The organism is Paeniglutamicibacter sp. ORCA_105, from assembly GCF_045798545.1.
Taxonomy (GTDB): domain Bacteria; phylum Actinomycetota; class Actinomycetes; order Actinomycetales; family Micrococcaceae; genus Paeniglutamicibacter; species Paeniglutamicibacter sulfureus.
This window is the reverse complement of sequence record NZ_JBIXLM010000032.1, coordinates 13,210-34,969: the sequence shown is the minus strand read 5'-3', so window position 1 is coordinate 34,969 and position 21,760 is coordinate 13,210. Positions and strand designations below refer to the sequence as shown.

The window sequence follows — 21,760 nt, the reverse complement described above, 5'->3', positions numbered from 1 at the left end:
AACCACCCGGTGTGCCGTATTGGCACTCCCCGCTCCGGGCTGCAGCATGTGCGCATCGCCGGGCCGGGGCGGCGGGTGTTCATCCGAAAGTTCCGGACGGCTAGGATCGCCTCATGGATACGCATTTGCCCTATGGCTCCTGGCCCTCGCCCATCACCGCCGAACATGTCGCCGCCGGCACCACCCCGGTGGGCGGCGGGGCATTTGTGGGTCAGGAGCTCTGGTGGCTCGAGGCCCGCCCGGCCGAGGACGGACGCCTGACGGTGTTGGCCCGCCCTTCCGATTCCGCCGGGGCGACGCGCGAACTACTCGCTGCCCCCTTCAGCGTCCGCAGCCGCGTCAACGAGTACGGCGGAGCGTCCTGGGCCGCCATCGAGGCTGGAGCGGGACACCGGCTGGTGTTCGTGAATTTCGCCGACCAGCGCCTCTATGCGGTGGACGCCGGCGGCGGAACGCCGGTGCCGTTGACCCCCGCCAGCGCCGGGGAGGACGGGGATCCGCAATTGCGCTTCGCCGAGATCATTCCCGGCCCGACGCCGGGGCAGGTGCTGGCCATCTGCGAGGACCACCGCACCGAACTTCGCCGCTACATTGCCTCGATCCCGTTGGACGGATCGGCGGCCGAGGACCCCGGCGCGCTGGGGGAAGTCACCCCCTCCTCGCGCTTCGTGGCCGCTCCGCGGCTGAACCCCTCGGCAACCCGGATCACCTGGATCTCCTGGGAACACCCGCAGATGCCGTGGGACGGCACCGAGCTGCACGTGGCCGACCTGGAATCCCTGGCCGCCGTCAACGACACCGTGCTGGCAGGGTCCACCACGGAATCGGTGCTGCAGCCCGAATGGCTCGGCGACGACAAACTGGTCTTCGTCTCGGACCGCAGCGGCTGGTGGAACCCCTACCTGCACGACCTGGCCTCCGGAACCCAGCGGGCCCTGTGCGAGCGTCCCGAGGAATTCGCCGGCCCCCTGTGGGCCGTGGGGCAGGCCTGGTACAAGGTCATCGACGCGGACACGCTGCTGGTTACCCACGGGACCCACGGCACCTCACTGGCCACGCTGGATGTGCCCAGCGGCAAGCTCAGCCAGCTGGTCCTTCCCTTCACCCGCATCTCGCCCTCGGCGCTGAGCGGACAACGCTTGCTGGCCACCGCCACCTCGTTGGTGGAGGGGGACGGACTGCGGCTCATTGACCTCGACACCCTGGCGATCGAAAACATCTCGCTGGCGCTCAAGGACCTGCCCGATCCCGAGGCGCTGCCCGGCGCCGAGGCCATGGAGTTCCGCACTGCCGACGGATCTCGCGTCTACGCCCATGTGTATGAGCCGAAGTTGGGCAACCTCGCAGGTCCCGAGGGGGAGCTGCCGCCCTATGTGGCCTTCGTCCACGGCGGGCCCACCGCCCAGGCCTTTGCCCAGCTCTCGCTGTCCATCGCCTACTACACCTCCCGCGGCATCGGGGTGGTTGACGTGAACTACGGCGGCTCCACCGGATTCGGGCGGGCCTACCGCGAGCGCCTGCGCGGCCAATGGGGCGTGGTCGACGTGCAGGACACCGTCGCGGTGCTCGAGGGCCTGGTGGCGGCGGGCATGGCGGATCCCAAGCGCCTGGCCATCGAGGGCGGGTCAGCCGGCGGCTGGACAGTGCTCAGCGCGCTGACCACCACCAAGACCTTCTCCGCCGGGATCTCCCGGTACGGGGTCTCGGACCTGGTGGGCCTGGTGCAGGACACCCACGACTTCGAATCGCGTTACATGGACTCGTTGGTCGGACCGTACCCGGAAGCGGCCGAGCTCTATGCCCAACGCGCGCCGATCAACCACGTGGACGAAATCAGCTGCCCGGTGCTGTTGCTGCAGGGCGACCAGGACAAGGTGGTGCCGCCGGCCCAGTCGCAGGTGGTCGCCGACGCGCTGGCGGCCAACGGCACCCCGCACGCCTACGTGCTGTTCAAGGGCGAGCAGCACGGATTCCGCCGGGCGGAGAACATCGCCACGGCGCTGGAAACCTCGCTGGGCTTCTATGCCGCGGTCTTCGGCTTCGAGGCAGATGTCCCGGTGCTCGAACTGAGTTAGCCCACGCCAATCCCCGCCGCCGGTGCCCCGGTGCGCCGGAAGGAACCAGGAGAGCAGATGACCACCAACGGAAACGTGTCGTTTTGGTATGCCGCCGACGGGCTACCCTCCCCGCGCCCGGCGCTCGCCGGGGACCTGGACGTCGATGTGGCGATCGTCGGTGCCGGGTACACCGGGCTGTGGACCGCCTACTACCTGGCCAAGGCCGATCCCTCCCTGCGCATTGCCGTGCTGGAGGCGCGCTTTGCCGGGTTCGGTGCCTCCGGGCGCAACGGCGGGTGGCTGGCCAACACCATCACCGGCGGCCGTGCCGGGTACGTCAAGAGCCACGGCCGCGCCCTGGTGGGCGACTTCCAACGGATGCTCAACGACACCGTCGACGAGGTCATTTCCGTGGCGGCGGCCGAAGGCATCGAGGCGCACATCGTCAAGGGCGGCGAGCTGCTGGTGGCCCGCAACACCGCGCAGCTGACCCGGCTCGATGCGCTGGCTGCCGAACAGGCCACGTGGCCGGAGGACGACGCGGTGCGGCTGTCGGCCGATGAAACCAACGCACGGGTCCGCGTCGCCGGGGCGCTGGGCGGCATCCACATCCCGCATTGCGCACGCATCCACCCTGCCAGGTTGGTGCAGGGGCTTGCCCAGGCGGTTCAACGCCTCGGCGTGGTGATCCATGAAAACACGCTGGTCACCGAGATCCGGGCCGGAGGGCGGGGGAAACCGGCAACCGCCGTGACCGAACGCGGGACCGTGCGTGCCGACCACGTGCTGCGGGCCACCGAGGGTTTCACCGCGAACCTGGCCCAAGCGCACCGCGACTGGCTGCCGATGAACTCCTCCATGATCGTCACCGAGCCGCTGGATGCGGCAACGTGGGCAGAGATCGGCTGGGAAGGCTGCGAGACCCTCGAGGATTTCGCCCACGCCTACGTGTACCTGCAGCGCACGCGCGACGGCCGCATTGGAATCGGCGGTCGCGGGGTGCCCTACCGCTTCGGCTCGCGCACCGACATGGACGGGGCCACGCAACCCAAGACCATCAAGACGCTGACGGGCATCCTGCATTCGATGTTTCCCGCTGCCGCCGACGCGCGGATCGACCACGCCTGGTCCGGGGTGCTGGGCGTGCCGCGCGACTGGAAAGCGAGCGTCAACCACGACCCGTCCACCGGACTCGGCTTCGCCGGGGGATATGTGGGCACCGGGGTCGCAGCGACCAACCTCGCCGGACGCACCCTCGCCGACCTGGTCCTGGGCAGGGACACCAAAGCGACCTCGATGCCGTGGGTCAATCGCGGCGTTCGCCGCTGGGAGCCCGAGCCCCTGCGTTGGATCGCGGTCCAGGCGATGTACGCGATGTACCACCGTGCGGACCGGCAGGAAGGGAACGGCCGGAGAACCACCTCGCCGCTCGCGCTGCTGGCGGACAAGGTCTCTGGGCGCCAATAGCCGCGCGCGGGTGCGCCACGCAAAAAAGAGACGCGGCCCCCCCTAGGGGGACCGCGCCTCTGCTCTGGCAGCGATGTCTAGTCGAGAACCGCCTCGCGTTCGGCACTGCGCGCCGGGGCGGAAGTGTCGGTGATGCGCGGCGGGATCATTGCCACGGACAGTGCCGCAACCACGCCGACGATGGCGAAGAAGACGAAGTTGAACTGGAAGTTCATGCCGGTGGAGGCGATCCAGCCGCCGATGATCGGGCCGGAGATGGCGCCGAGCCGGGCGAAGGACAACGCCCAGCCGGTGGCCGTGCCGCGCTGTGCCGCCGGGTAGTAGTCGGCGATGTAGCCGGTGAGCACCAGGGAGGTGGAGATCGAGCCGATGCCCGCGAAGGCCACGAAGCACAGGTTGATGAACATGGTGTTCGGGAACATCAGCAGCAGGATGCCGCCGGCGCCGAGCAGGAAGAAGATCACCAGGATCGGCTTCTGGCCGAACTTGTCGGCCATCGCGCCCAGGGCCAGGCCGCCGGCGGCGGAAGCCAGCGAGAACACCAACAAGAACGTCAGCGAGGTGCCCAGGTCATAGCCGGCCTTGCGCATGATTTGCGGAAGCCAGGTGTTCAACCCGTAGACCAACACCATGCCGCAGAAGAGCGAGATCCAGAAGAAGACCGTGGAGCGCAGGTACTTGCCGGAGAACATTGCGCCCATGACCTCGCGCCACGGGGCCTTGGCGCCTGGCCTGGCCGGGGCCACCGGCTTGTAGTCGCGCACGTTGAGCTTGGCGGCCAACGCCTTGGCCTCGGAGATCTTGCCCTTGGAGACCAGGTATTCGAGGGATTCGGGGAGCATCCAGGCGATCAGCGGCAGGAGGAGGATAGGCAGAGCACCGACTGCGACGACCCAGCGCCAGCCCAGCACGGGAAGCAGGTTCATGGCCACCAGTGCGGCGGCAACGATGCCCAGCGAGTAGCCGGAGTACATGATTCCGTAGTTCAGCGAGCGCTTCTTGGGAGCCGAGTATTCAATGGTCAGCGCCGCGGCGACGGGGATGATGCCTCCCATGCCCAGGCCGCCGAGGAATCGGAAGAGGCCGAAGATCTCCGGGGTCGGGGCCATCGCGGCTCCGGCCTGGGTGATGGTGAAGATGACCATGGCGAGCATCAGCATCTTGCGACGTCCAATGATGTCGCTCAGCGTCCCGATGAACAATGCGCCGAAGAGCATGCCGGCAAGCGCGTAGGCGCCCAAGCCGCCGAGCTCCATCGGGGAGAGCGACCATGCCTTGTATTCGGCAAGCGCCGGCAACACCGCTCCGAGCACACCGACGTCGTAGCCTTCGGCCAGGATGGCCAGCCAGCAGGCGAAAAGCACAATGCCGGTGGTCCGTTTGGGAATGTTCCAGTCCGAAACCGTGGGTGCAGACGCCACGTTGTTCTCCTTGGGTGGATGGGAAGGCGATTGGGGTGGTGCGGGGATCCCTAGTATTATGTCGTTAAAGTGACGCACGTTACAATAGTTGGATGGAGATTGGTTGTCGATGGTCAAGAATTCGATTCAGATGCAACCGTCCGGCGATGCCTCGGTCGACACACTGCTGGGCGGGTTCCTCGCCGGAGCCGTGGCCGGAACCTCGCTGCAGCGAACCATAGAATGGGTCGACACCGACGCGGCCGGGCACCAGCACAACTCCGTGATCATGCGGATGGTCGAGGCCGCGGAAGCCAAGTTGTTCCGGGAACTGGGAGCCGCCTCGTACTTTGCCATCGCACCCCGGGTCCGCCATGAAATCGACTACCGCGCAAAACTCTACTTCGGGCAGGCGGTGAGCACGGCCATCGTTATCGAACATGTCGGCACCACATCCATGGGCTTTGCCTTCAAGGTCTGGGGACATCCGCACGAGATGCGTGAAGCCGTGCTGGCCGCGGAGGGCCGCTTTGTCACGGTCTGCGTGCCCGAAGGCTCCGAGAAGTCCGCGCCCTGGCCCGAATCGATACGCCTGGCGCTTCACGGGTAGCGCCCGGGGATCCCCTGTGCCGGGCATGAATGCCTCGCGCGGCAATTGCTCCGGGCCTGGCCGTTGGCGCCAGGGCTTGGGTGTTGGAAGCATGTGGAGCACGCAGCGGGTGGAGGACGCGATGTGTGGCTGTCTCGGCGTTCGGAATGGTTGGGTGTTGTGCTCGAGCCCATTCGCCTATTGGATTGGAAGTGTGTAAAACGGATAGTGATGGCCGCGATGTGGATTGCAGGTCGTCCTGCCGCCCGCACGCCAACATCATTTCTGGCGAGAGCAGGGAAGTAATGGCCATGACCTCACGCAGCATCACCATTGTCGGCGCCGGACATTCGGGCCTCCAGCTGGCCATTGGCCTGCTCGACGCGGGATATGACGTCACCTTGATTTCCAACCGCACCCCGGAGCAGCTTCGCAACGGCCCCATCGCTTCGAGCCAGTGCATGTTCGATGCGGCACGAGGCCATGAACGAGACCTGGGGCTCGACCTGTGGCCGGATGCACCCACGGTCGACGGAATCTCCTTCACTGTTGCCCCGCCGCAGGCGCAGGGGATCAAGGCGACGAGCTGGGCGCACCGGCTTGATGCCCCCGCCCAGTCCGTTGACCAGCGGCTCAAGTTCCCGGCATTCATGGAATTGTTCGAAGCCCGCGGTGGCACCCTCATTTATGAGGAAGCAGGGGTTCACGATCTTGAACGCTACGCGGCGAAGAGCGAGCTGGTGTTGGTTGCCGCAGGCAAGGGTGAAATCGCCCAGCTCTTTGAACGAGACAGCGGGCGCAGCCAGCATGCGGAGCCGCAACGGGCGCTTGCGCTGACCTACGTCCATGGGATGAGGCCACGCGAGGAATTCTCGGCCGTGAATTTCAACCTCATTCCCGGCGTCGGCGAATACTTTGTCTTCCCCGCGCTGACGGTCACCGGTCCCTGCGAGATCATGGTGTTGGAGGGCCTGCCGGGTTCAGACATGGATTCGTGGAAGGGTCTGGGGCCTGAAGAGCACCTGGAAAATTCGCTTCGCATCCTGCGCACCTACCTGCCGTGGGAAGCTGAGCGCTGCACCGACGTCCAGCTCACCGATCCCAACGGAGTGCTGCAGGGACGCTACCCGCCGACCGTGCGCCATCCACTGGCGACACTTCCTTCGGGAGCTACCGTATTGGGCATGGCGGATGTGGTGGTACTCAATGACCCCATCACAGGTCAGGGCTCAAACAATGCAGCCAAGTGCGCGGCCGCCTATCTTGACGGCATTGTTGGCCGCGGGGATCGGGCGTATGACGATGCCTTCAAACGGGGCTTGTTCGAAGACTACTGGACCTACGCGAAGCACGTTGTTGCCTGGACCAACACGATGCTGGCCCCGCCGGCCCCGCATGCCCTGCAAGTACTCGGTGCCGCCCAGGAAAATGCGGCGATTGCCAAGCGCTTCGCCAACGGTTTCGACCACCCGCCGGATTTTGCCGATTGGTTCATGAGTGAGGAAGCCGCGGCTGCCTACCTTGTTTCCTTCGAATCGGAGCGATAACACCATCGCCGCCTCCCGGCCCCGCCGGAGGTTTCGATAAATCCCAGCGCCATCGACGGTGCGGGAAAAGGGGGTGTCCGGGTGGCGCAACCAAGCGTTCGCCCCGCCGTTGATCCGCAATGTGAGAAGGGGTTTTTCCGGGACCGGTTTGACTGATATGTTGGCCAAGGGCCATGTGTGACGATCGTCATACAAGCTATATGTCGATCCTCGCGGGCGTAAGTTCGCCGTCCACCCCCAAGCACTGGAGTTCCGATGAGTCCTGTTCATGCAGTCCTGGCGTCCTTGGCCGCCGGCGCCGTTGAAATCCACGACCTGACCGCGCCGCTGTCGGCCGAAACCCCTACCCTTGTGTTGCCGGAACCATTCTCGAACCTGATTGATTTCAGCATCGAGCAGGTCTCCGCCTACAACGAACCGGGCCCGTTCTGGAAGCACCACAACATCCACACCGGTGAACACATCGGCACGCACATCGACGCGCCGATCCATTGGGTCACCGGCAAGGATGGTAAGGACGTTTCCCAACTGGACCCCGCCCGCCTCATCGGCCCGGCGGTCGTGCTCGACTTCAGCGCCGAGGCCGAGGCCGACCCCGACTTCCTGATCGACGTGGAGCACTTGGTTGCCTGGCAGGAGGAACATGGCGCCTTCCCCGCGAACTCGTGGCTGCTCTTCCGCACCGGATGGGACCAGTACGGACATGACAAGCAGGCGTTCCTGAACGTTGATGACAATGGATCGCACACCCCGGGCTTCACCGCCGAGTGCGCCAAGTGGATCGCCGGGGAACTGGAGATCTCCGGTGTGGGCGTGGAAACCGTGGGCATCGACGCCGGCAACGCCGGGGCACTCACCCCTCCGTTCCCGATGCACCATTTCCTGCTGGGTGCAGACAAATACGGGATCACCTCGCTGAAAAACCTGGCCAAGCTGCCCACCTTCGGCGCGATGGTCGTGGTGGCCCCGCTGCCCATCGTCGGCGGCACCGGCGCACCGGCGCGCGTGCTGGCCCTGGTGGAAGGAAGCCCGGCATGAACGTTGCACAACTTGTAGGCAAGACCCTGGCCGAGCTGGGCGTTGGCCACTGCTTCGGCGTGGTGGGCTCGGGAAACTTCACCATCACCAACGCCCTCATGGAGCACGGCGTGCGGTTCACCGCCGCACGGCACGAGGGCGGGGCCGCCACCATGGCCGATGCCTATTCGCGCACCAGCGGCAAGGTTTCCCTGCTCTCGGTCCACCAGGGCTGCGGGTTGACCAACGCCGCCACCGGCATCGGCGAGGCGGCCAAGTCCCGCACCCCGATGATCGTGCTGGCCGCCGAGGCCGCACCCTCAGCCGTCTACTCGAACTTCGCCATGGACCAGGACGGGTTTGCCGCCTCCGTCCATGCGGTGCCCGAGCGCGTGCATTCGGCAGCCAGCGCCGTGGCCGACACCGTCCGCGCCTACCGCCGCGCGGTCAACGACCGCCGCACCGTGGTGCTGAACCTGCCGCTGAACGTGCAGGCGCAGGAGGTCACCGGGGAGCAGACCGCGGCACCGCCAGTCGTTGTCCCGGCCGAACCCATCAGGCCCTCACATGCCTCGGTTCAGGCACTGGCCGGCCTGCTGGCCGGCGCGCAGCGCCCGGTGTTCGTTGCGGGCCGTGGCGGGCGCGGAGCCAGGGACGAGATCCTGGCCCTGGCGAAGCACGCGGGCGCGCTGGTGGCCACCTCCGCGGTGGCCAAGGGCCTGTTCAACCGGGACGACTTCAACCTCGGCATCTCCGGCGGCTTCTCCTCCCCGCTGGCAGCCGAACTGATCACCGGCGCCGATCTCATCATTGGGTTCGGCTGCGCCTTGAACATGTGGACGATGCGCCACGGGCACCTGATCGGCACGGAAACCAAGGTCGTCCAGGTCGACCTTGAGGAACAGGCCCTAGGCGCCAACCGCCCCATCGATTTAGGTGTGGTGGGGGACTCGGCGCAGTGTGCAGCCGATGTGCTCGACGCACTTGTCGCCGGAAACGTCCAGGCCCGCGAGGGCTATCGGAGCGGGTCCGTGAAAGCGCGGATCGACGAATCCATCCACTGGCAGCAGGTCGACTTCGAGGACCTCTCCGACGGGCAATACATCGACCCGCGCACCCTGACGACGGCACTCGATGGGATGCTGCCGACCGAACGCATAGTGAGCGTGGATTCGGGGAACTTCATGGGCTACCCCAGCCAGTTCCTCTCGGTGCCCGACGAGTTCGGCTTCTGCTTCACCCAAGCCTTCCAGTCCATCGGCCTGGGCCTGTACACGGCCATCGGCGCCGGGCTGGCGCAGCCGGGACGGATCCCGGTGCTGGGGACCGGTGACGGCGGCTTCCACATGGCCATCGCGGAGCTGGACACCGCGGTGCGGCTGAGCATGCCGTTGGTGTGCATCGTCTACAACGACGCCGCCTACGGGGCCGAGGTCCATCACTTCGCGCTCGAGGACCCGGAAGCCGACATGAGCTCGGTGCAATTCCCCGACACGGACTTTGCGGCGATCGGGCGTGGTTTCGGGGCCGATGGGATCACCGTACGGACGCTCGCTGACCTGGACGCCGTGGCGGACTGGGCGGCTTCGAAACCGACAAAGCCGCTGGTCATCGATGCGAAGATCGCCTCGGACTCAGGTTCATGGTGGCTCGCCGAGGCCTTCAAGGGGCACTGACCCCGGGACCTCGGACGGCACTTGAGAAGTCCCGGCGGGGGATAAGGCTTCCCCACCGGGACTTTCTTGCCTTCGAGCGGCCCCGCCCGGGTCCATCCACGACGACCCAAGCTCCACATCGGATCCCGCGGTGCACGGACGAAAACTCCACATGCCCTCCAGGGGCACAATGCGGAGAAGGAGCGGCCCGACCCGCTTGGCGCGAATCGAACCACTCCCACCCTGCTTCCGAAGCTAGGCGCTGGGCACCAGGTTCTCGGTTGCCTTGTTGTTGGCCGGGGCCCAACGAAGGTGGACCTGGTCGTCGATCTGCTCCTCCTTCAGCAGTGACAGGCGCGGGCGGACCGCGTCGGTGCGGGCGCTCGGCGGCTTGCGGCGCCCGGCCTTGAACGGCAGCGGCCAGGTGGCGCCGTCTCCCGCGTATTCCTGCTCGGCGGCGGCCTGCAGCGTCCAGGCCGGGTTGTACAGGTGCGTGCGGCCCAGGGCCACCAGGTCTGCACGCCCAGCCAGCAGGATGGAGTTCACGTCGTCGTAGGAAGAGATCGCCCCGACCGCGATGACGGCAACGCCGGCTGCGGCTGCCACCTGGTTGCGGATCTTGTCGGCAAACGGCGTCTGGTAGCTGCGCCCGAAGGCCGGCTTTTCCGCCTTGATGATTTGCCCGGAGGACACGTCGATCGACTTGACCCCGTGGTCGATGAACGCGGAGGCGATTGCCAGTGCGTCGTCCTCGGTGTTTCCGCCCTCGGTCCAGTCGGTGGCGGAGATGCGCACGCCGATCGGCTTGTGCGTAGGCCACGCCTCCCGCACCGCGTCGAGCACCTCGAGCGGGTAGCGCAGGCGGTTTTCCAGCGATCCGCCGTATTCGTCGGTGCGTTTGTTGGACAGCGGGGAGAGGAAGGAAGAGAGCAGGTAGCCGTGGGCAGCGTGCAGTTCCAGCAGGTCGAAGCCCGCCTCATCCGCGCGGCGGGCAGCGGCGACAAACTGGTCGCGGACCTCATCCATCATGGTCCGGTCCATTTCCACCGGCACGTGGCAGCCCTCGCCATAGGGGATGGCGCTGGGGGCCAAGACCTCCCAGTTTCCGGTTTCCAGCGGCTCGTCGATGCCCTCCCACATGAGCCTGGTGGAGCCCTTGCGGCCGGAGTGGCCGATCTGGGCGCCGATCTTGGCGTTGGAGCTGGAGTGCACGTAGTCGGTGACGCGCTTCCAGGCGGCTGCCTGTTCGTCGTTGTACAGCCCGGTGCAACCGGGAGTGATGCGCCCGATGTCCGAGACGCAGACCATTTCTGTCATGACCAGCCCGGCCCCGCCCATGGCCTTGGAACCCAGGTGCACCAAGTGGAAGTCGCCCGGCACGCCGTCAGTCGCCGAGTACATGTCCATGGGGGAGACCACGACGCGGTTCACCAGCTCCAGCTCGCCGATCTTGTAGGGCTGGAACATCGCCGGGGCGACTTCCTTCGAACCGGCCAGGCGGGCGAAGTCCTCATCGACGCGGGCGGCGAACTCGGTGTCGCGCAGCTTCAGGTTGTCATAGGTGATGCGGCGGGAGCGGGTGAGCAGGTTGAAGCAGAACTGCACCGGATCCTGGTCCTTGTACTGCCCGATGTTCTCGAACCACTCCAGCGAGGCCTGGGCGGCACGCTGGGTGGAAGCCACCACCGGGCGGCGCTCGGTCTCATACGCCGCGAGGGCATCCTCCACGGAGGAATGTTCGTGCAGGCAGGCGGCCAGGGCCAGGGAGTCCTCCATGGCGAGCTTGGTGCCCGAGCCGATGGAGAAGTGCGCGGTGTGGGCGGCATCGCCCAGCAGTACGATGTTCTCGTGGCGCCAGTTTTCATTGCGCACCGTGGTGAAGTTGATCCACTTCGAGTTGTTGGTCAGCACGTCGTAGCCGGCCAGTTCCTCGGCGAAGATCTCCTTGACCTTGGCCACTGCCTTCTCGTCGCTGATGCCGGGGGCGAAGACCTCGTCCTGGGTTTCGTCGAAGCCGGCGGCCCGCCAGACATCCTCGTGCATTTCCACGATGAAGGTGGAGCCCTCGTCCGAGTACGGGTAACCGTGGATCTGCATGGTTCCCGCGTCGGTTTCCTTGACGAAGAACTTGAAGGCCTCGAAGACCTGGTTGGTGCCCAGCCACATGTACTTGGAGGTGCGTGGATCCAGGGACGGCTTGAAGGAGTCGGCGAAGCGGGTGCGGATCGCCGAATTCAGGCCGTCGGCCGCCAGCACCAGGTCGTAGTCGGCCGAAAGCTCTTCGACGTCCGGAGCCATCGTGGAGAAGCGCACGTCGACGCCGAGTTCGATGCAGCGCCGCTGCAGCAGCTCGAGCAGTTCCTTGCGGCTCATGGCCGCGAAGCCCTGTCCGCCGACGGTGTGCATTTCGCCGCGGAAGTGGATGTCGATGTCGGACCAGCGGGCGAAACGGCGGGACATGTAGTCGGCAATGACGGTGTCCGCATTGCCAATGCCGCCGAGCGTCTCATCCGAGAACACCACGCCGAAGCCGAAGGTGTCCGAGGCTGCGTTGCGCTCCCAGAGCGTTACCTCGTGTGCGGGGTCCAGCTGCTTCATCAGGGCCGCAAAGTACAGGCCGCCTGGGCCGCCGCCAACAACTGCGATTTTCATGGTGGATCCTTTTCTGTGACACGGTGCGGCCGGTGGGGGCCGAGCGCTGCTGCCTAAGTTGGGTGGGAGGGGGGAAAGCTAGGATGCGTGGGACTCGGAAAGGGCTTCGCGCAGCTTGAAATGCTGGAGCTTGCCGCTGGGGTTCCGCGGAAGCTCATCGACAAACCGGATGTCGCGCGGGTACTTGTAGGGGGAGATGACTGACTTGACGAAGTCCTGGATCTCCTTGGCCTTCGCCTCGGAACCGGCGACGCCCTCGACGAGGACCACGAAGGCGCACACCACCGAGCCGCGTTGCTCGTCGGGCCGGGCCACCACCGCCGTTTCCAGCACATCGTCGTGCTGCATGATGGCTTCCTCGACCTCGGGGCCGCCGATGTTGTAGCCGGAGGAGATGATCATGTTGTCGCTGCGCGCCTGGTACGTAAAGTAGCCGTCGGCGTCCCGCACGAAGGTGTCTCCCGTGACGTTCCAGCCGTTGGAAACATAGGCGTGCTGGCGCTCGTCGTCGAGGTACCGGCAGCCGGTGGGGCCGATCACTGCCAGCCGTCCGGACTCGTCGGGCCCCAGTTCGTTGCCTTCCGGATCAAGGATGGTGGCGCGGTAGCCGGGGACCGGGATTCCGGTGGCGCCCGGGCGAATGTCGTCGCCGGCTGCGGAGATGAAGACGTGCAGCAATTCGGTGGAGCCTATTCCGTCAATCAGCGACAGGCCCGTGGCATCGTGGACCTGCTGCCAGGTTGCCGCCGGCAGGTGCTCACCGGCGGAGATGGCCAGGCGCAGTGGGCGCAGCAGGTCGGCCTTGCCCTCCTTGAGGATGGCGCGGTAGGCGGTGGGTGCGGTGAACAGGATCGTGGCGCCCGCGTCGTGGGAGTACTGGGCCAGTTCCACCGGGGTGGTGCGTTCGGTGAGGAGGGTGCTGGCGCCAAAGCGCAGCGGGAACACCACCAAGCCGCCCAGGCCGAAGGTGAAGGCCAGGGGAGGGGAGCCGGCGAAGACGTCCTCGGGCGTCGGTGCCAGGATGTGCCGGGCGAAGGTGTCGGCGTTGGCCAGGATGTCGCGGTGGAAGTGCATGGTGATCTTCGGGACGCCGGTGGTCCCGGAGGTGGGTCCCAGTAGCGCCACGTCGTCGGCCGCGGTTTCGACGTTGGTGAATTCACCGGACTTGGAACCGGTGCGGCATACCAGGTCCAGGGCATCGGCGGATCCGACCGCCACGACCGGGTAGGCCGAACCGGCGGCCTCGCGGGCGTCGTCCAGGAAGCGGTGGTCGCAGAGCATCAGCGAGGGCTTGGTCAGGGTAGCGAGCTTGCCGATTTCCGGGGCGCGCAGGGCGGGCATAGTGGTGACCACCACGGCGCCGGCCTTCAGCACGCCGAGCCAGCAGGCCACGAGCCACGCGTTGTTCGGCGCCCGCAGCATGACCCGGTTTCCCGGGACGATCCCGAAATCCTCGGTGAGGACCTGGGCGACCTGGTTGGCCCGGATCAGCAGCTCGCCGTAGCTCTGTTTCGAGCCGTCCGGTGCCAGCAGCGCCGGACGGTCGGGCCCAAAGGCCGCGACGGCGTCATCGATCAGGACCGTGGCCGCGTTGAGACGATCGGGGTATTGCAGCTCTGGCAGCGTGAATTCAAGGGTGGGCCATAATTCCTGCGGCGGCAGGTGGTCACGTGTGAACGTGTCGTGATGGGCCGAAAGCGATAATTCCATGAACTTGCCGTCTCTTTCCAGGAGTCGATTTTCAATGGGGGGGGTGTGCGGTGGTGCCTTAGCCGCGGGGTCCGCGGATCATGCCCTCCTGGGCAACGGTGGCCAGAAGCTGGCCGTCACGGGTGTAGAAGCGGCCCAGCGCCAGGCCGCGGTTGTTTTGGCTGGAGATGGCTTCCTGGACGTAAAGCACCCAGTCGTCCACGCGCCCGGGGCGGTGGAACCACATGGAGTGGTCAAGGCTCGCGGTCACCAGTCCCTCGGTGCTCCAGGACAGGTTTTGGGTCCGCAGCAGCGGCTCCAGGATGGTGTAGTCGCAAACATAGGCCAGTGCCGCACGCTGGGTGATGGCATCGTCGGGGAGCTCGGTGAAGGCCTTGACCCAGACAGCCTGGTGGGCGGCCGGCGCCCCGTGCACCTCGAGGTACAGGGCTCCCGGGACGTGGCGCATGTCGAAGGACCGGCCGGCCGACCAGTATTCCGCGACCGGGCCCTCGGCCTCGGCGAGCACCGTCGCGGCGCTGGCCAGGGTTTCGGGATCCAGGTCAAGGTATTCCGCGGGGGCCGTGGAGGACTGCTCGGGACCGGTCTCCGGGACGTGGAAGGAGCCGAGTGCGGTGTAGACCGCCTTGCCGTTCTGGAATCCGCGCACCTGTCGGGTGGAGTAGCCGCGGCCGTCACGCATGAGCTCGACTTCATAGCGGACGGGCACGTGCATGTCCACGGGACGCAGGAAGTAGGAGTGCATTGAATGCAGTTCCCTGTCCTCGCCCACCGACCGCATCATGGCCGTGGCCGCTTGGGCCACCATGTCCCCGCCGTACGCCTTGGGCCACGGAACGTATTGGGGGATGGCGGTGTAAGCCTGGTCAAAGAACTCGGCCTCGCAGGAGGTCATGTCGATGGCATCGAGGAAGATTTGTGAGCTCATGCCCGGCGGTATCCTTCCAGGGTTTCATCGGCGACATCATCGAGGTTCACGACGATGTTTTCCGGGGTGCGCGCGGTCAGCCAGACCAGGTCCTCGGTGATCGACATGTTCGCTTCGACGTGAGGCATGAACGGCGGGACAAAGACCCAGTCCCCGGCGGTCATGTCCAGGAACTGCTCGTAGTTCTCGCCAAAGTAGATCCGCCCATGACCCCTGAGCACGTATCCGCCGGTCTCGGCCTCGCCGTGGTGGTGGGGCAGGGAGCGGTAACCGGGGGTGTTGGAGACCTGGCCGAACCAGATCTTGGTGGCCGGTGTGTGCTGGATGCTGACCCCGGAAACGCGGATGCAGTCGCCGGATTGCGCCGTGTTGGTGTCTTCCTCGCCCTTGCGGGTGACCACGGGGACCACGACGCCATCGGCGTTGGCGTAGACGGTGTTGTCGCCTTCGGTGCGGTAGATCGTGGGGGTGGTGTTGCTCATGAGCTGTTCTCCTTGGCTTTCCTGGATGGTGGGATTGTTGGTGCGCGCTGGCTAGAGGGCAGCAGTGACGCGGGTCCGGACGATGTTCCTCAGGGTCCCGATGCCGGGGATTTCGGTGATCAGTTCATCCCCGTCCTTCAGGAAGAGCGGAGGGGTCATGCCCATGCCGACACCGCCGGGGGTACCGGTGAGGACGACATCTCCGGGCCGCAGGATGGTGAAGGTGGAGATGTAGGACAGGAGCTTGGCAGCGGAGAAAACCAGTGTCTTGGTATTGCCGCGTTGGACTTCGGTGCCGTTGAGCGTGCAAATGACCTCGAGCCCGGCCTCTGGATTGATCTCATCGGCTGTGACCATGACTGGACCCAGCGGAGTGGTGCGGTCGAAGGCCTTGCCCTGGAACCACTGGAGGGTCCGTCGCTGCCAATCACGCATGGAGATGTCGTTGGCCACGGTGTAGCCGGCGATGGCTGCGGCCGCCTCGTCCTCGCCCGCGTTCTGCAGGGTGGTTCCAACCACTACCGCGAGCTCGGCTTCCCAATCGAGGTCCGCGGATTCGTCGGCAACGATCTGTGCGTCGGGATCGGTGAGCGTATCAGCGAATTTGGCGAAGAGCGTGGGATATGCGGGAAGGTCGCGACCCATCTCAAGGATGTGATCCGAGTAGTTCAAGCCGCAGCAGATGACCTTGGCGGGTGTTGGCACGGGGTTGAGGACCTCGACTTCGGATGCCGGGACGGCGGCGAGACCGGGATGTTCCGAAGCGGCCTCACTGACAATTTGCTTCCACGCCGGCATGCCCAAGAGATCGCTGAGATTGCCTGCGGGCAGTGGCTGATAACCGTCGCCCACCACCAAGGCAGCGGTGGTGCTTCCAGCGTGTCGAATTGTTGCGAGTTTCATTCCTCGGTCCCTTGCTACTCATCAAATCCATGTGTGTCGACTTTTTGACCGCCGTCACGTATCCTCAATGTAACATGCGTCACCAGTCCGGCGCCATAGCGGAACAGCCGCAATCGCCAAGGGAATACTTAGGAGAGCACGATGACCGAAACCACCCTCTTCCAGAACCTCACGATCAACCCGGATTCGCTGGGCAAGCCCTCCGGATTCGCGCATGGCGTGCTCGCGGGCACGACCGTCTACCTGGGCGGGCAGACAGCCCTGGACAAGGACATGAAGATCGTTCCGGGCAACATCGTCGATCAGTTCAAGCAGGCGTTTTCCAATGTCCTGGCGACCCTGGCTGAGGCCGGCGGCCAGCCCGAGGACTTGGTTTCCGTGACCATCTACCTCACCGACGTGGACGATTACATGGCCAACGGCCGCGAGATCGGCCGGCTTTGGCGTGAAATGGCCGGGAACAAGTATCCGGCGTTGGCCGGCATCGGAGTCAGCCGCCTTTGGCAGAAGGAAGCCCTGATTGAAATCCAGGGCGTGGCAGTGATCCAGGATCGCGCCTAGTTTCCCCCAGGACGTGACTACCGTCTGAATTAAATATGAATGCCGTGCCGTGCAACCGAATCCTTGGCAAAGGGGAAGGTCGCGCGGCACGGCTTTTTCACGGGCCGGGATCGTCCGTCAGCGGGCCGCCGCGTTGTTGTCAATGGCGCGGTCGGCATGGCGCTGGGCGCAGGGCGACAGCAGTGCGTGGAGTTCCTGAAAAAGATGCTCGGCCTCCAGCGCATTCCAGTTCTCCGGCAGGAATTTGATGGGCAGCCCGGGATCGAGGTAGGGCAGACGCCGCCATTGGGTGATCAGGACCAGGTAGTCCGCAAAGGCGAGGGCGTCGGATTCCGGATTGCTGCCCGACTTGCTTCGCCGGGCCCAGGCGCTCAATAGCCCACGATTGCGATCCAGAAAATCGGAGTACAGGGCGTCAAGCGCCGGCAAGTCCCACCACGTCCCGATGTTCTTGCGCTGGTCGGCGTCGCCAATATGATCAGCCATGAAGAATTCGAGGTATTCGTTCAATCCACGGGTATCAAAGTAGGCGAGCACCGAGTCGCGTAGATGACCCGGGGCAATCCATAGACCTGGAGTGACCGAACCAAAGCCCATCCGCACCAGGGATGAGCGGATCTTGTGCCGGATGTTGCGTTGGGATTCGGGCACGGTGAACGTAGCCAGAAGCCATTGGTCATCTGCCTTGGCCCGACGCGGGTGGAAAATTCGCTCATCGCCCTCAACAAACGTTTCGATGACCGACGGCGCCAATGCGTATCCGTTGCGGCCGTTGACCTGAACACTGTCAATGACGCCACGCTTCTTCAGGCGGGATATCGACGATCTGGTCCCCGTGGACTCGACGCCGATGTCTTGCATCAAGGAAATGATGGTTGCCACGGCCAGGGCGCCGCCGTGTTGGCGCGCATACAGGCCAAAGAGCGAGACGATTAATTGGTGGTGCCGAGGAACAGGGGCCTCGCCGGGACCCTTTTGATCGCCCACGTGTGTAGTCATGCGCTCACTTTATCCAATGGGCACCGATAGCCTGTTCGAATGGGCAGGGAGTCACGGGCGTGTCGTTTTGGTGACGCCAGTTACGGTAACGCCTAAGAATGAAGTTCGAATCCCGGTCGTCACCCGCTGAAAGAGGTCAAGGAATTTCATGCGTCCACAGGTACTGATCTGCTCGTATCTCCAGCAGGAATTGGTCGACAAACTGATCGCCGATCTGCCCGAGATCGACGTCGTCTACCGAGCCGAACTGCTGCCGGTTCCACAGTTCGGGGCCGACCACCGGGGAAGGCGGCGCGATCTGCGCGAGAGCCAAATCGCCGAATGGCGAACTCACTTGGCGAACGCCACCATCATGTTTGACTTTGACTGGTGGCAGCCGAAGTCCTGGCGGGAACACAGCCCGAACCTCAAGTGGATCCAGGCCACGCAGGCAGGTGTAGGAGTGCGGGCCGAGGCAATGGGGCACACCGAGAACCAAGTTCGCATTACTACTGCAGCAGGTGTCCACGCCAAGCCACTGGCTGAATTCGCACTGGCCGGGTTGCTGTACTTCGTTCGAGAACTACCGCGCCTGGGATGCCAAAAAGATCAGCAACGGTGGGCGACCGGGGCGTCGAACACACTCTATGGCCAAAAAGCCTTGATCGTTGGCGCGGGCAGCATCGGTAGCGAAGTGGCAAGGACCCTGAGCTTCATGGGAGTCAGGTGTGATGGAACGACTCGCGGAACCAGAGTCCTTGGCCAGCCTTTCGAAAGGTCCGTCGCCTTGCAGGATTGCGACTTGGGGGAGTACGACATCGTGGTTTTGGCGTGCCCGCTGACCGAGGAAACCATAGGCCTCTTCAGCAGGCAGCGAATTTCCTCCATGAAGGTAGGTGCCCTGCTCGTGAACCTGGCACGGGGTCCGGTACTCGACCAGGAATCTGTAGTCGAGTCCTTGAAGGCAGGTCGACTTGGTGGAGCCGTACTTGACGTGACGGATCCTGAACCCCTGCCGGCAGGCCATCCCTTGTGGGATGCGCCGAATCTCATATTGTCGCCACATACGGCTGCAAATGTGGACGCCGAGAACGCACGCCTGATGGAACTCTTCACCAAAAACCTGCGCCTTTATCTGAGCGGTGGGAAGCTGATCAATTCATATGATCCGTTCCTGGGCTACTGACAGCGGACCCGGGAATCAAGCTCGGGGTGTTGCATAGCGCAAGGGGCCGGCACTTAGGGGTGCGGTCGGCCGGATGTCATCGAGAAGACCGGCTTGGACGACGAGCACCGCGAGCTGAACACGGTTGCTGATGTCGAGCGGTTCCATGATTTTCGCAAGTTGTGCCTTCACGGTCCCTTCACTGACGTGAAGAAGTGAGGCTATCTGGGCATTTGTGTAGCCTTGCGTCAGGGAATGCAGCAAGCGTCGATCCCGCGGGCTCGCTTGACGCAAGAGCTGCGACTTGAAGTCGTACTTGCTTGTGGAATGAGGTGGGAACTGATCTGCATCGGCTGGTTTGGAAAAGATCATGTTTCCCGAGTGGATCATCCGAAGCGCTACTCCGAGATCAGTCGAGACGGCATTCTTGGCCAGATAGCTGCAGGCACCCGCTGAATGCGCTCGGGTCATGGTTTCCATGTCGTGAGCCGCCGAAAGCATGACAACCTTGGTCGCAGGGGCACCCGCCAATATCCGCTTGGTGGCCTCAGGGCTGGAGACATCTCTAATGGTGGTTTCCATGAGAACTAGATCGGGTCGCTTGTCCAGGGCGGCTTCGATGGCCTCGTCGCCAGTTCCGGTGACTGCCTCGAGCTCAACATCGGGGCTTGATGCCAAGAGGCTTTCGAGTCCAAGCCGAAGAAAGTAATCACCGTCTGCTAAATGGACTCGTATGCGAGGCTGCATTTGAGGGCTCCTAATGGAATCTGAAAATATAGCAATAGTGCACAATAAATCAAACGCAGAACCAACGACCAGTGCCCAAAAACTATATTTTTCGCTGTATTTCATTCCCATATTAGCCATGTTGAATAGCCGGTTGGCGAATGAAGCGCACAAAAGAGTACAAGTTACGGAAAACCGAGTGAATTATGTCCGAGTGTCCAGCTTAGATGACCCATCGATGGGAGTTTCAGGACGTTGGATCCCCGGGCGACGTGCCTCTTCATGATAACCATACAGTGAATGGATTATGACTCGTGCGGCCCAGTCGAGGATCCGGCCGCTTCCATGGCGTCAAGCGTGGAGACGCGAACGCGATGTTCCTCTGAACACTTTCCATCGCTTGGAAGATGCACCGGCAGAAGATACTTCGCCCCAGAAGGTGGGAAGCATCGCCCACCATCGGCCAGCAAAATCTTGGCCGACGCGCCCGCGTCCAGCCATCCGATGGTGTCGACCTACAGCATTCTCAAATAAAGATTGAGCGGGGCTACTTTTTCTTTGAGCGTCCGAAGGCAAGGTATGCAAGGGGCCCAAGGAAGTTAATGAACGTAGCTGCGGCCCAGGCGCTCTTTGGACCGTTGACTTCCAACGCAGGGCGTTTGACCAGGTCGCGCAGGGCCACGAATTGGAGAGCCAGCTGGGCAATTCCCATAACGGCGATTCGCCATCGTGCCACGACTGATAGTTCGTTCCAGCTTTTGTTCCGGGCCATGCTTCTCCTCGTGAGTAATTGCGGATGCGTCTGGCGCAACCGGCTACCATCTGCCATCGTATCCCTGGCGCTAATGGAAGTGGTCTCGAAGCCGTTCCATCTCGCGTCGGTCCTTTTTCGTCGGCCGGCCGGCGCCCCGGTCCCTGACGGGAACCTGCGGGATGACTTCCTTGGGCCGGACCGGGGTGTGGTCGAGATAGCAGCGGGCGGCGATGTCGGGACCCACCCTCTTGGATATCACGGCGGTCACTTCGAGGATCCTGTCGAATCCGGATTGCCTGACCCTGATGGTGTCTCCCGGTACGACAATCTGTGCGGCCTTGGCGGGTTTGTCGTTTAGGCGCACGTGGCCGGCGCGGCAGGCTGTCGTTGCCGCCGAGCGGGTCTTATAGATTCGAATCGACCATAACCAGGCATCGATTCTGACGGCCTTGGATTCCTGCTTCACCCCGTCAGTCTATCCATCGCAGGACATCGGGCACGGTTATTGAGCAGAGAGCGAGCCGACTAGAGCTGTTCGCGGCCATGCCGGGTTGGTTGGAGTCCATTAGGAAGCACCGCAACCCCGCCCGGCTTGCTTCGACTGCCAACGAGGGCGAGAGTTCGTTCAGCTGCAACCGTTGGCAGGATCAAACATCCCCGCCTCGATTCGTTGGGCCTGTCGTTGTGCATCGCGCAGTTGCTCGTAGAATCTCACGTTGGGCTCGACCTTCATCGCCGTCGCGTGTCCGGATGCCACGAGGGCTCCGTTGATGAATTCTCCCCCGTGGTTCAGTGCGGCGAGGGTGCGCCCATATTGGTCCAGGCGTTCGGCATCGAATTGCAGCTCCACCTCCGAACCCTTGGGCAGTTTCTTGGCCAGGAATTCGGCCGCCTGCCGGCCGAAGCATTCCCCGGGTTGGTCCGGGCGGGGAATCTCCGGTGCGTCGACGTTTAGCAGCCGGACCTTGGTTCGTTCGCCGTCCAGGATGAGGTAGAGGGTGTCACCGTCGACCACATGCTGAACCGTTGCGCTTGCGTCCGGGCCATCCGTTCGGTCCCCGTAACCACCGTTGACCTTGGGAAGCAACAACCACGTTCCGGCGACGACCGCTGCGCAAAAGACAAGCACCGGGACGGCACCGCGTCGACGACGGGACCTACTCATGGCT

Annotated in this window: 19 protein-coding genes; 8 read left to right on the top strand and 11 right to left on the bottom strand. The window is 64.2% G+C overall.

Going from position 1 to position 21,760, the window contains the following annotated elements; all coding sequences use genetic code 11:
- Nucleotides 1-113: 113 nt before the first annotated feature.
- Both ACIPUB_RS14975 and ACIPUB_RS14970 read left to right on the top strand, forming a co-directional pair.
- On the top strand, nucleotides 114-2,075 hold the full coding sequence (locus ACIPUB_RS14975) for a S9 family peptidase (RefSeq protein WP_407608087.1): 1,962 nt from the start codon (nucleotides 114-116) through the stop codon (nucleotides 2,073-2,075).
- A 57-nt stretch (nucleotides 2,076-2,132) separates the two neighbouring features.
- The gene (locus ACIPUB_RS14970) at nucleotides 2,133-3,524 is read left to right on the top strand and encodes an NAD(P)/FAD-dependent oxidoreductase (protein ID WP_407608086.1); all 1,392 of its coding nucleotides are present in this window, start codon (nucleotides 2,133-2,135) and stop codon (nucleotides 3,522-3,524) included.
- A gap of 77 nt (nucleotides 3,525-3,601) precedes the next feature.
- Here ACIPUB_RS14970 and ACIPUB_RS14965 read toward each other — a convergent pair whose 3' ends face one another.
- The gene (locus tag ACIPUB_RS14965) at nucleotides 3,602-4,945 is read right to left on the bottom strand and encodes an MFS transporter (protein ID WP_407608085.1); all 1,344 of its coding nucleotides are present in this window, start codon (nucleotides 4,943-4,945) and stop codon (nucleotides 3,602-3,604) included.
- 130 nt (nucleotides 4,946-5,075) lie between these two features.
- On the opposite strand from ACIPUB_RS14965, the gene ACIPUB_RS14960 reads away from it, so the two are divergent.
- The 4 genes from ACIPUB_RS14960 (at nucleotide 5,076) to ACIPUB_RS14945 (ending at nucleotide 9,753) form a co-directional block, all read left to right on the top strand.
- On the top strand, nucleotides 5,076-5,534 hold the full coding sequence (locus ACIPUB_RS14960) for an acyl-CoA thioesterase (protein ID WP_407608084.1): 459 nt from the start codon (nucleotides 5,076-5,078) through the stop codon (nucleotides 5,532-5,534).
- 290 nt (nucleotides 5,535-5,824) lie between these two features.
- Nucleotides 5,825-7,060 (top strand): styrene monooxygenase/indole monooxygenase family protein, encoded by a 1,236-nt coding sequence (locus ACIPUB_RS14955; RefSeq protein ID WP_407608083.1) that lies wholly within the window; start codon nucleotides 5,825-5,827, stop codon nucleotides 7,058-7,060.
- Between the two features lie 255 nt (nucleotides 7,061-7,315).
- Complete coding sequence (locus ACIPUB_RS14950) at nucleotides 7,316-8,098, top strand: cyclase family protein (protein ID WP_407608082.1); 783 nt, start codon at nucleotides 7,316-7,318, stop codon at nucleotides 8,096-8,098.
- Nucleotides 8,095-9,753, top strand: a complete 1,659-nt coding sequence (locus tag ACIPUB_RS14945) for a thiamine pyrophosphate-binding protein (protein WP_407608081.1) — start codon at nucleotides 8,095-8,097, stop codon at nucleotides 9,751-9,753. The genes ACIPUB_RS14950 and ACIPUB_RS14945 overlap by 4 nt, the downstream gene beginning before the upstream one ends.
- Nucleotides 9,754-9,987: 234 nt before the next feature.
- On the opposite strand, the gene ACIPUB_RS14940 is transcribed toward ACIPUB_RS14945, so the two are convergent.
- From ACIPUB_RS14940 to ACIPUB_RS14920, 5 genes are all read right to left on the bottom strand, one after another.
- A complete protein-coding gene (locus ACIPUB_RS14940) occupies nucleotides 9,988-12,384 on the bottom strand; it encodes a bifunctional salicylyl-CoA 5-hydroxylase/oxidoreductase (RefSeq protein WP_407608080.1) in 2,397 nt (798 codons plus the stop codon).
- A gap of 78 nt (nucleotides 12,385-12,462) precedes the next feature.
- Nucleotides 12,463-14,094, bottom strand: coding sequence for an AMP-binding protein (locus ACIPUB_RS14935; protein WP_407608079.1), 1,632 nt, complete (start codon nucleotides 14,092-14,094; stop codon nucleotides 12,463-12,465).
- A 58-nt stretch (nucleotides 14,095-14,152) separates the two neighbouring features.
- On the bottom strand, nucleotides 14,153-15,022 hold the full coding sequence (locus tag ACIPUB_RS14930) for an acyl-CoA thioesterase (protein WP_407608078.1): 870 nt from the start codon (nucleotides 15,020-15,022) through the stop codon (nucleotides 14,153-14,155).
- Nucleotides 15,019-15,504 carry a cupin domain-containing protein gene (locus tag ACIPUB_RS14925; RefSeq protein WP_407608077.1) on the bottom strand — a complete coding sequence of 162 codons (486 nt, stop codon included), beginning with the start codon at nucleotides 15,502-15,504 and terminating at the stop codon, nucleotides 15,019-15,021. The genes ACIPUB_RS14930 and ACIPUB_RS14925 overlap by 4 nt, the downstream gene beginning before the upstream one ends.
- A gap of 51 nt (nucleotides 15,505-15,555) precedes the next feature.
- Nucleotides 15,556-16,407, bottom strand: a complete 852-nt coding sequence (locus ACIPUB_RS14920) for a fumarylacetoacetate hydrolase family protein (RefSeq protein WP_407608076.1) — start codon at nucleotides 16,405-16,407, stop codon at nucleotides 15,556-15,558.
- A gap of 141 nt (nucleotides 16,408-16,548) precedes the next feature.
- Between ACIPUB_RS14920 and ACIPUB_RS14915 the strand changes: the two genes are divergently transcribed.
- Nucleotides 16,549-16,968: a RidA family protein gene (locus ACIPUB_RS14915; RefSeq protein ID WP_407608075.1), complete on the top strand. Its 420-nt coding sequence runs from the start codon at nucleotides 16,549-16,551 to the stop codon at nucleotides 16,966-16,968.
- A gap of 117 nt (nucleotides 16,969-17,085) precedes the next feature.
- Here the strand turns inward: ACIPUB_RS14915 and ACIPUB_RS14910 are convergent, their stop codons facing one another.
- Nucleotides 17,086-17,967: a PaaX family transcriptional regulator C-terminal domain-containing protein gene (locus ACIPUB_RS14910; RefSeq protein WP_407608074.1), complete on the bottom strand. Its 882-nt coding sequence runs from the start codon at nucleotides 17,965-17,967 to the stop codon at nucleotides 17,086-17,088.
- A 148-nt stretch (nucleotides 17,968-18,115) separates the two neighbouring features.
- Between ACIPUB_RS14910 and ACIPUB_RS14905 the strand changes: the two genes are divergently transcribed.
- Nucleotides 18,116-19,132, top strand: a complete 1,017-nt coding sequence (locus ACIPUB_RS14905) for a D-2-hydroxyacid dehydrogenase (protein WP_407608073.1) — start codon at nucleotides 18,116-18,118, stop codon at nucleotides 19,130-19,132.
- Between the two features lie 15 nt (nucleotides 19,133-19,147).
- Here the strand turns inward: ACIPUB_RS14905 and ACIPUB_RS14900 are convergent, their stop codons facing one another.
- The 4 genes from ACIPUB_RS14900 to ACIPUB_RS14885 all read right to left on the bottom strand — a co-directional run bounded on the left by ACIPUB_RS14900 (nucleotide 19,148) and on the right by ACIPUB_RS14885 (nucleotide 21,756).
- Nucleotides 19,148-19,963 carry a response regulator gene (locus tag ACIPUB_RS14900; RefSeq protein ID WP_407608072.1) on the bottom strand — a complete coding sequence of 272 codons (816 nt, stop codon included), beginning with the start codon at nucleotides 19,961-19,963 and terminating at the stop codon, nucleotides 19,148-19,150.
- 421 nt (nucleotides 19,964-20,384) lie between these two features.
- A complete protein-coding gene (locus ACIPUB_RS14895) occupies nucleotides 20,385-20,549 on the bottom strand; it encodes a PLDc N-terminal domain-containing protein (RefSeq protein WP_407608071.1) in 165 nt (54 codons plus the stop codon).
- A gap of 130 nt (nucleotides 20,550-20,679) precedes the next feature.
- The gene (locus ACIPUB_RS14890; protein WP_407608070.1) at nucleotides 20,680-21,057 is read right to left on the bottom strand and encodes an RNA-binding S4 domain-containing protein; all 378 of its coding nucleotides are present in this window, start codon (nucleotides 21,055-21,057) and stop codon (nucleotides 20,680-20,682) included.
- A 159-nt stretch (nucleotides 21,058-21,216) separates the two neighbouring features.
- Entirely contained in the window at nucleotides 21,217-21,756 is a 540-nt protein-coding gene (locus tag ACIPUB_RS14885) for a thermonuclease family protein (protein ID WP_407608069.1), read from the bottom strand.
- Between the last annotated feature and the right edge of the window lie 4 nt (nucleotides 21,757-21,760).

Coding starts and splice junctions, on each gene's coding strand:
- ACIPUB_RS14930 (WP_407608078.1), bottom strand. CDS start 15,022: ATGAGCTCACAAATCTTCCTCGATGCCATCGACATGACCTCCTGCGAG.
- ACIPUB_RS14920 (WP_407608076.1), bottom strand. CDS start 16,407: ATGAAACTCGCAACAATTCGACACGCTGGAAGCACCACCGCTGCCTTG.
- ACIPUB_RS14915 (WP_407608075.1), top strand. CDS start 16,549: ATGACCGAAACCACCCTCTTCCAGAACCTCACGATCAACCCGGATTCG.
- ACIPUB_RS14900 (WP_407608072.1), bottom strand. CDS start 19,963: ATGAAATACAGCGAAAAATATAGTTTTTGGGCACTGGTCGTTGGTTCT.
- ACIPUB_RS14955 (WP_407608083.1), top strand. CDS start 5,825: ATGACCTCACGCAGCATCACCATTGTCGGCGCCGGACATTCGGGCCTC.
- ACIPUB_RS14950 (WP_407608082.1), top strand. CDS start 7,316: ATGAGTCCTGTTCATGCAGTCCTGGCGTCCTTGGCCGCCGGCGCCGTT.
- ACIPUB_RS14910 (WP_407608074.1), bottom strand. CDS start 17,967: ATGACTACACACGTGGGCGATCAAAAGGGTCCCGGCGAGGCCCCTGTT.
- ACIPUB_RS14960 (WP_407608084.1), top strand. CDS start 5,076: ATGCAACCGTCCGGCGATGCCTCGGTCGACACACTGCTGGGCGGGTTC.
- ACIPUB_RS14885 (WP_407608069.1), bottom strand. CDS start 21,756: ATGAGTAGGTCCCGTCGTCGACGCGGTGCCGTCCCGGTGCTTGTCTTT.
- ACIPUB_RS14975 (WP_407608087.1), top strand. CDS start 114: ATGGATACGCATTTGCCCTATGGCTCCTGGCCCTCGCCCATCACCGCC.
- ACIPUB_RS14935 (WP_407608079.1), bottom strand. CDS start 14,094: ATGGAATTATCGCTTTCGGCCCATCACGACACGTTCACACGTGACCAC.
- ACIPUB_RS14970 (WP_407608086.1), top strand. CDS start 2,133: ATGACCACCAACGGAAACGTGTCGTTTTGGTATGCCGCCGACGGGCTA.
- ACIPUB_RS14940 (WP_407608080.1), bottom strand. CDS start 12,384: ATGAAAATCGCAGTTGTTGGCGGCGGCCCAGGCGGCCTGTACTTTGCG.
- ACIPUB_RS14895 (WP_407608071.1), bottom strand. CDS start 20,549: ATGGGAATTGCCCAGCTGGCTCTCCAATTCGTGGCCCTGCGCGACCTG.
- ACIPUB_RS14905 (WP_407608073.1), top strand. CDS start 18,116: ATGCGTCCACAGGTACTGATCTGCTCGTATCTCCAGCAGGAATTGGTC.
- ACIPUB_RS14945 (WP_407608081.1), top strand. CDS start 8,095: ATGAACGTTGCACAACTTGTAGGCAAGACCCTGGCCGAGCTGGGCGTT.
- ACIPUB_RS14925 (WP_407608077.1), bottom strand. CDS start 15,504: ATGAGCAACACCACCCCCACGATCTACCGCACCGAAGGCGACAACACC.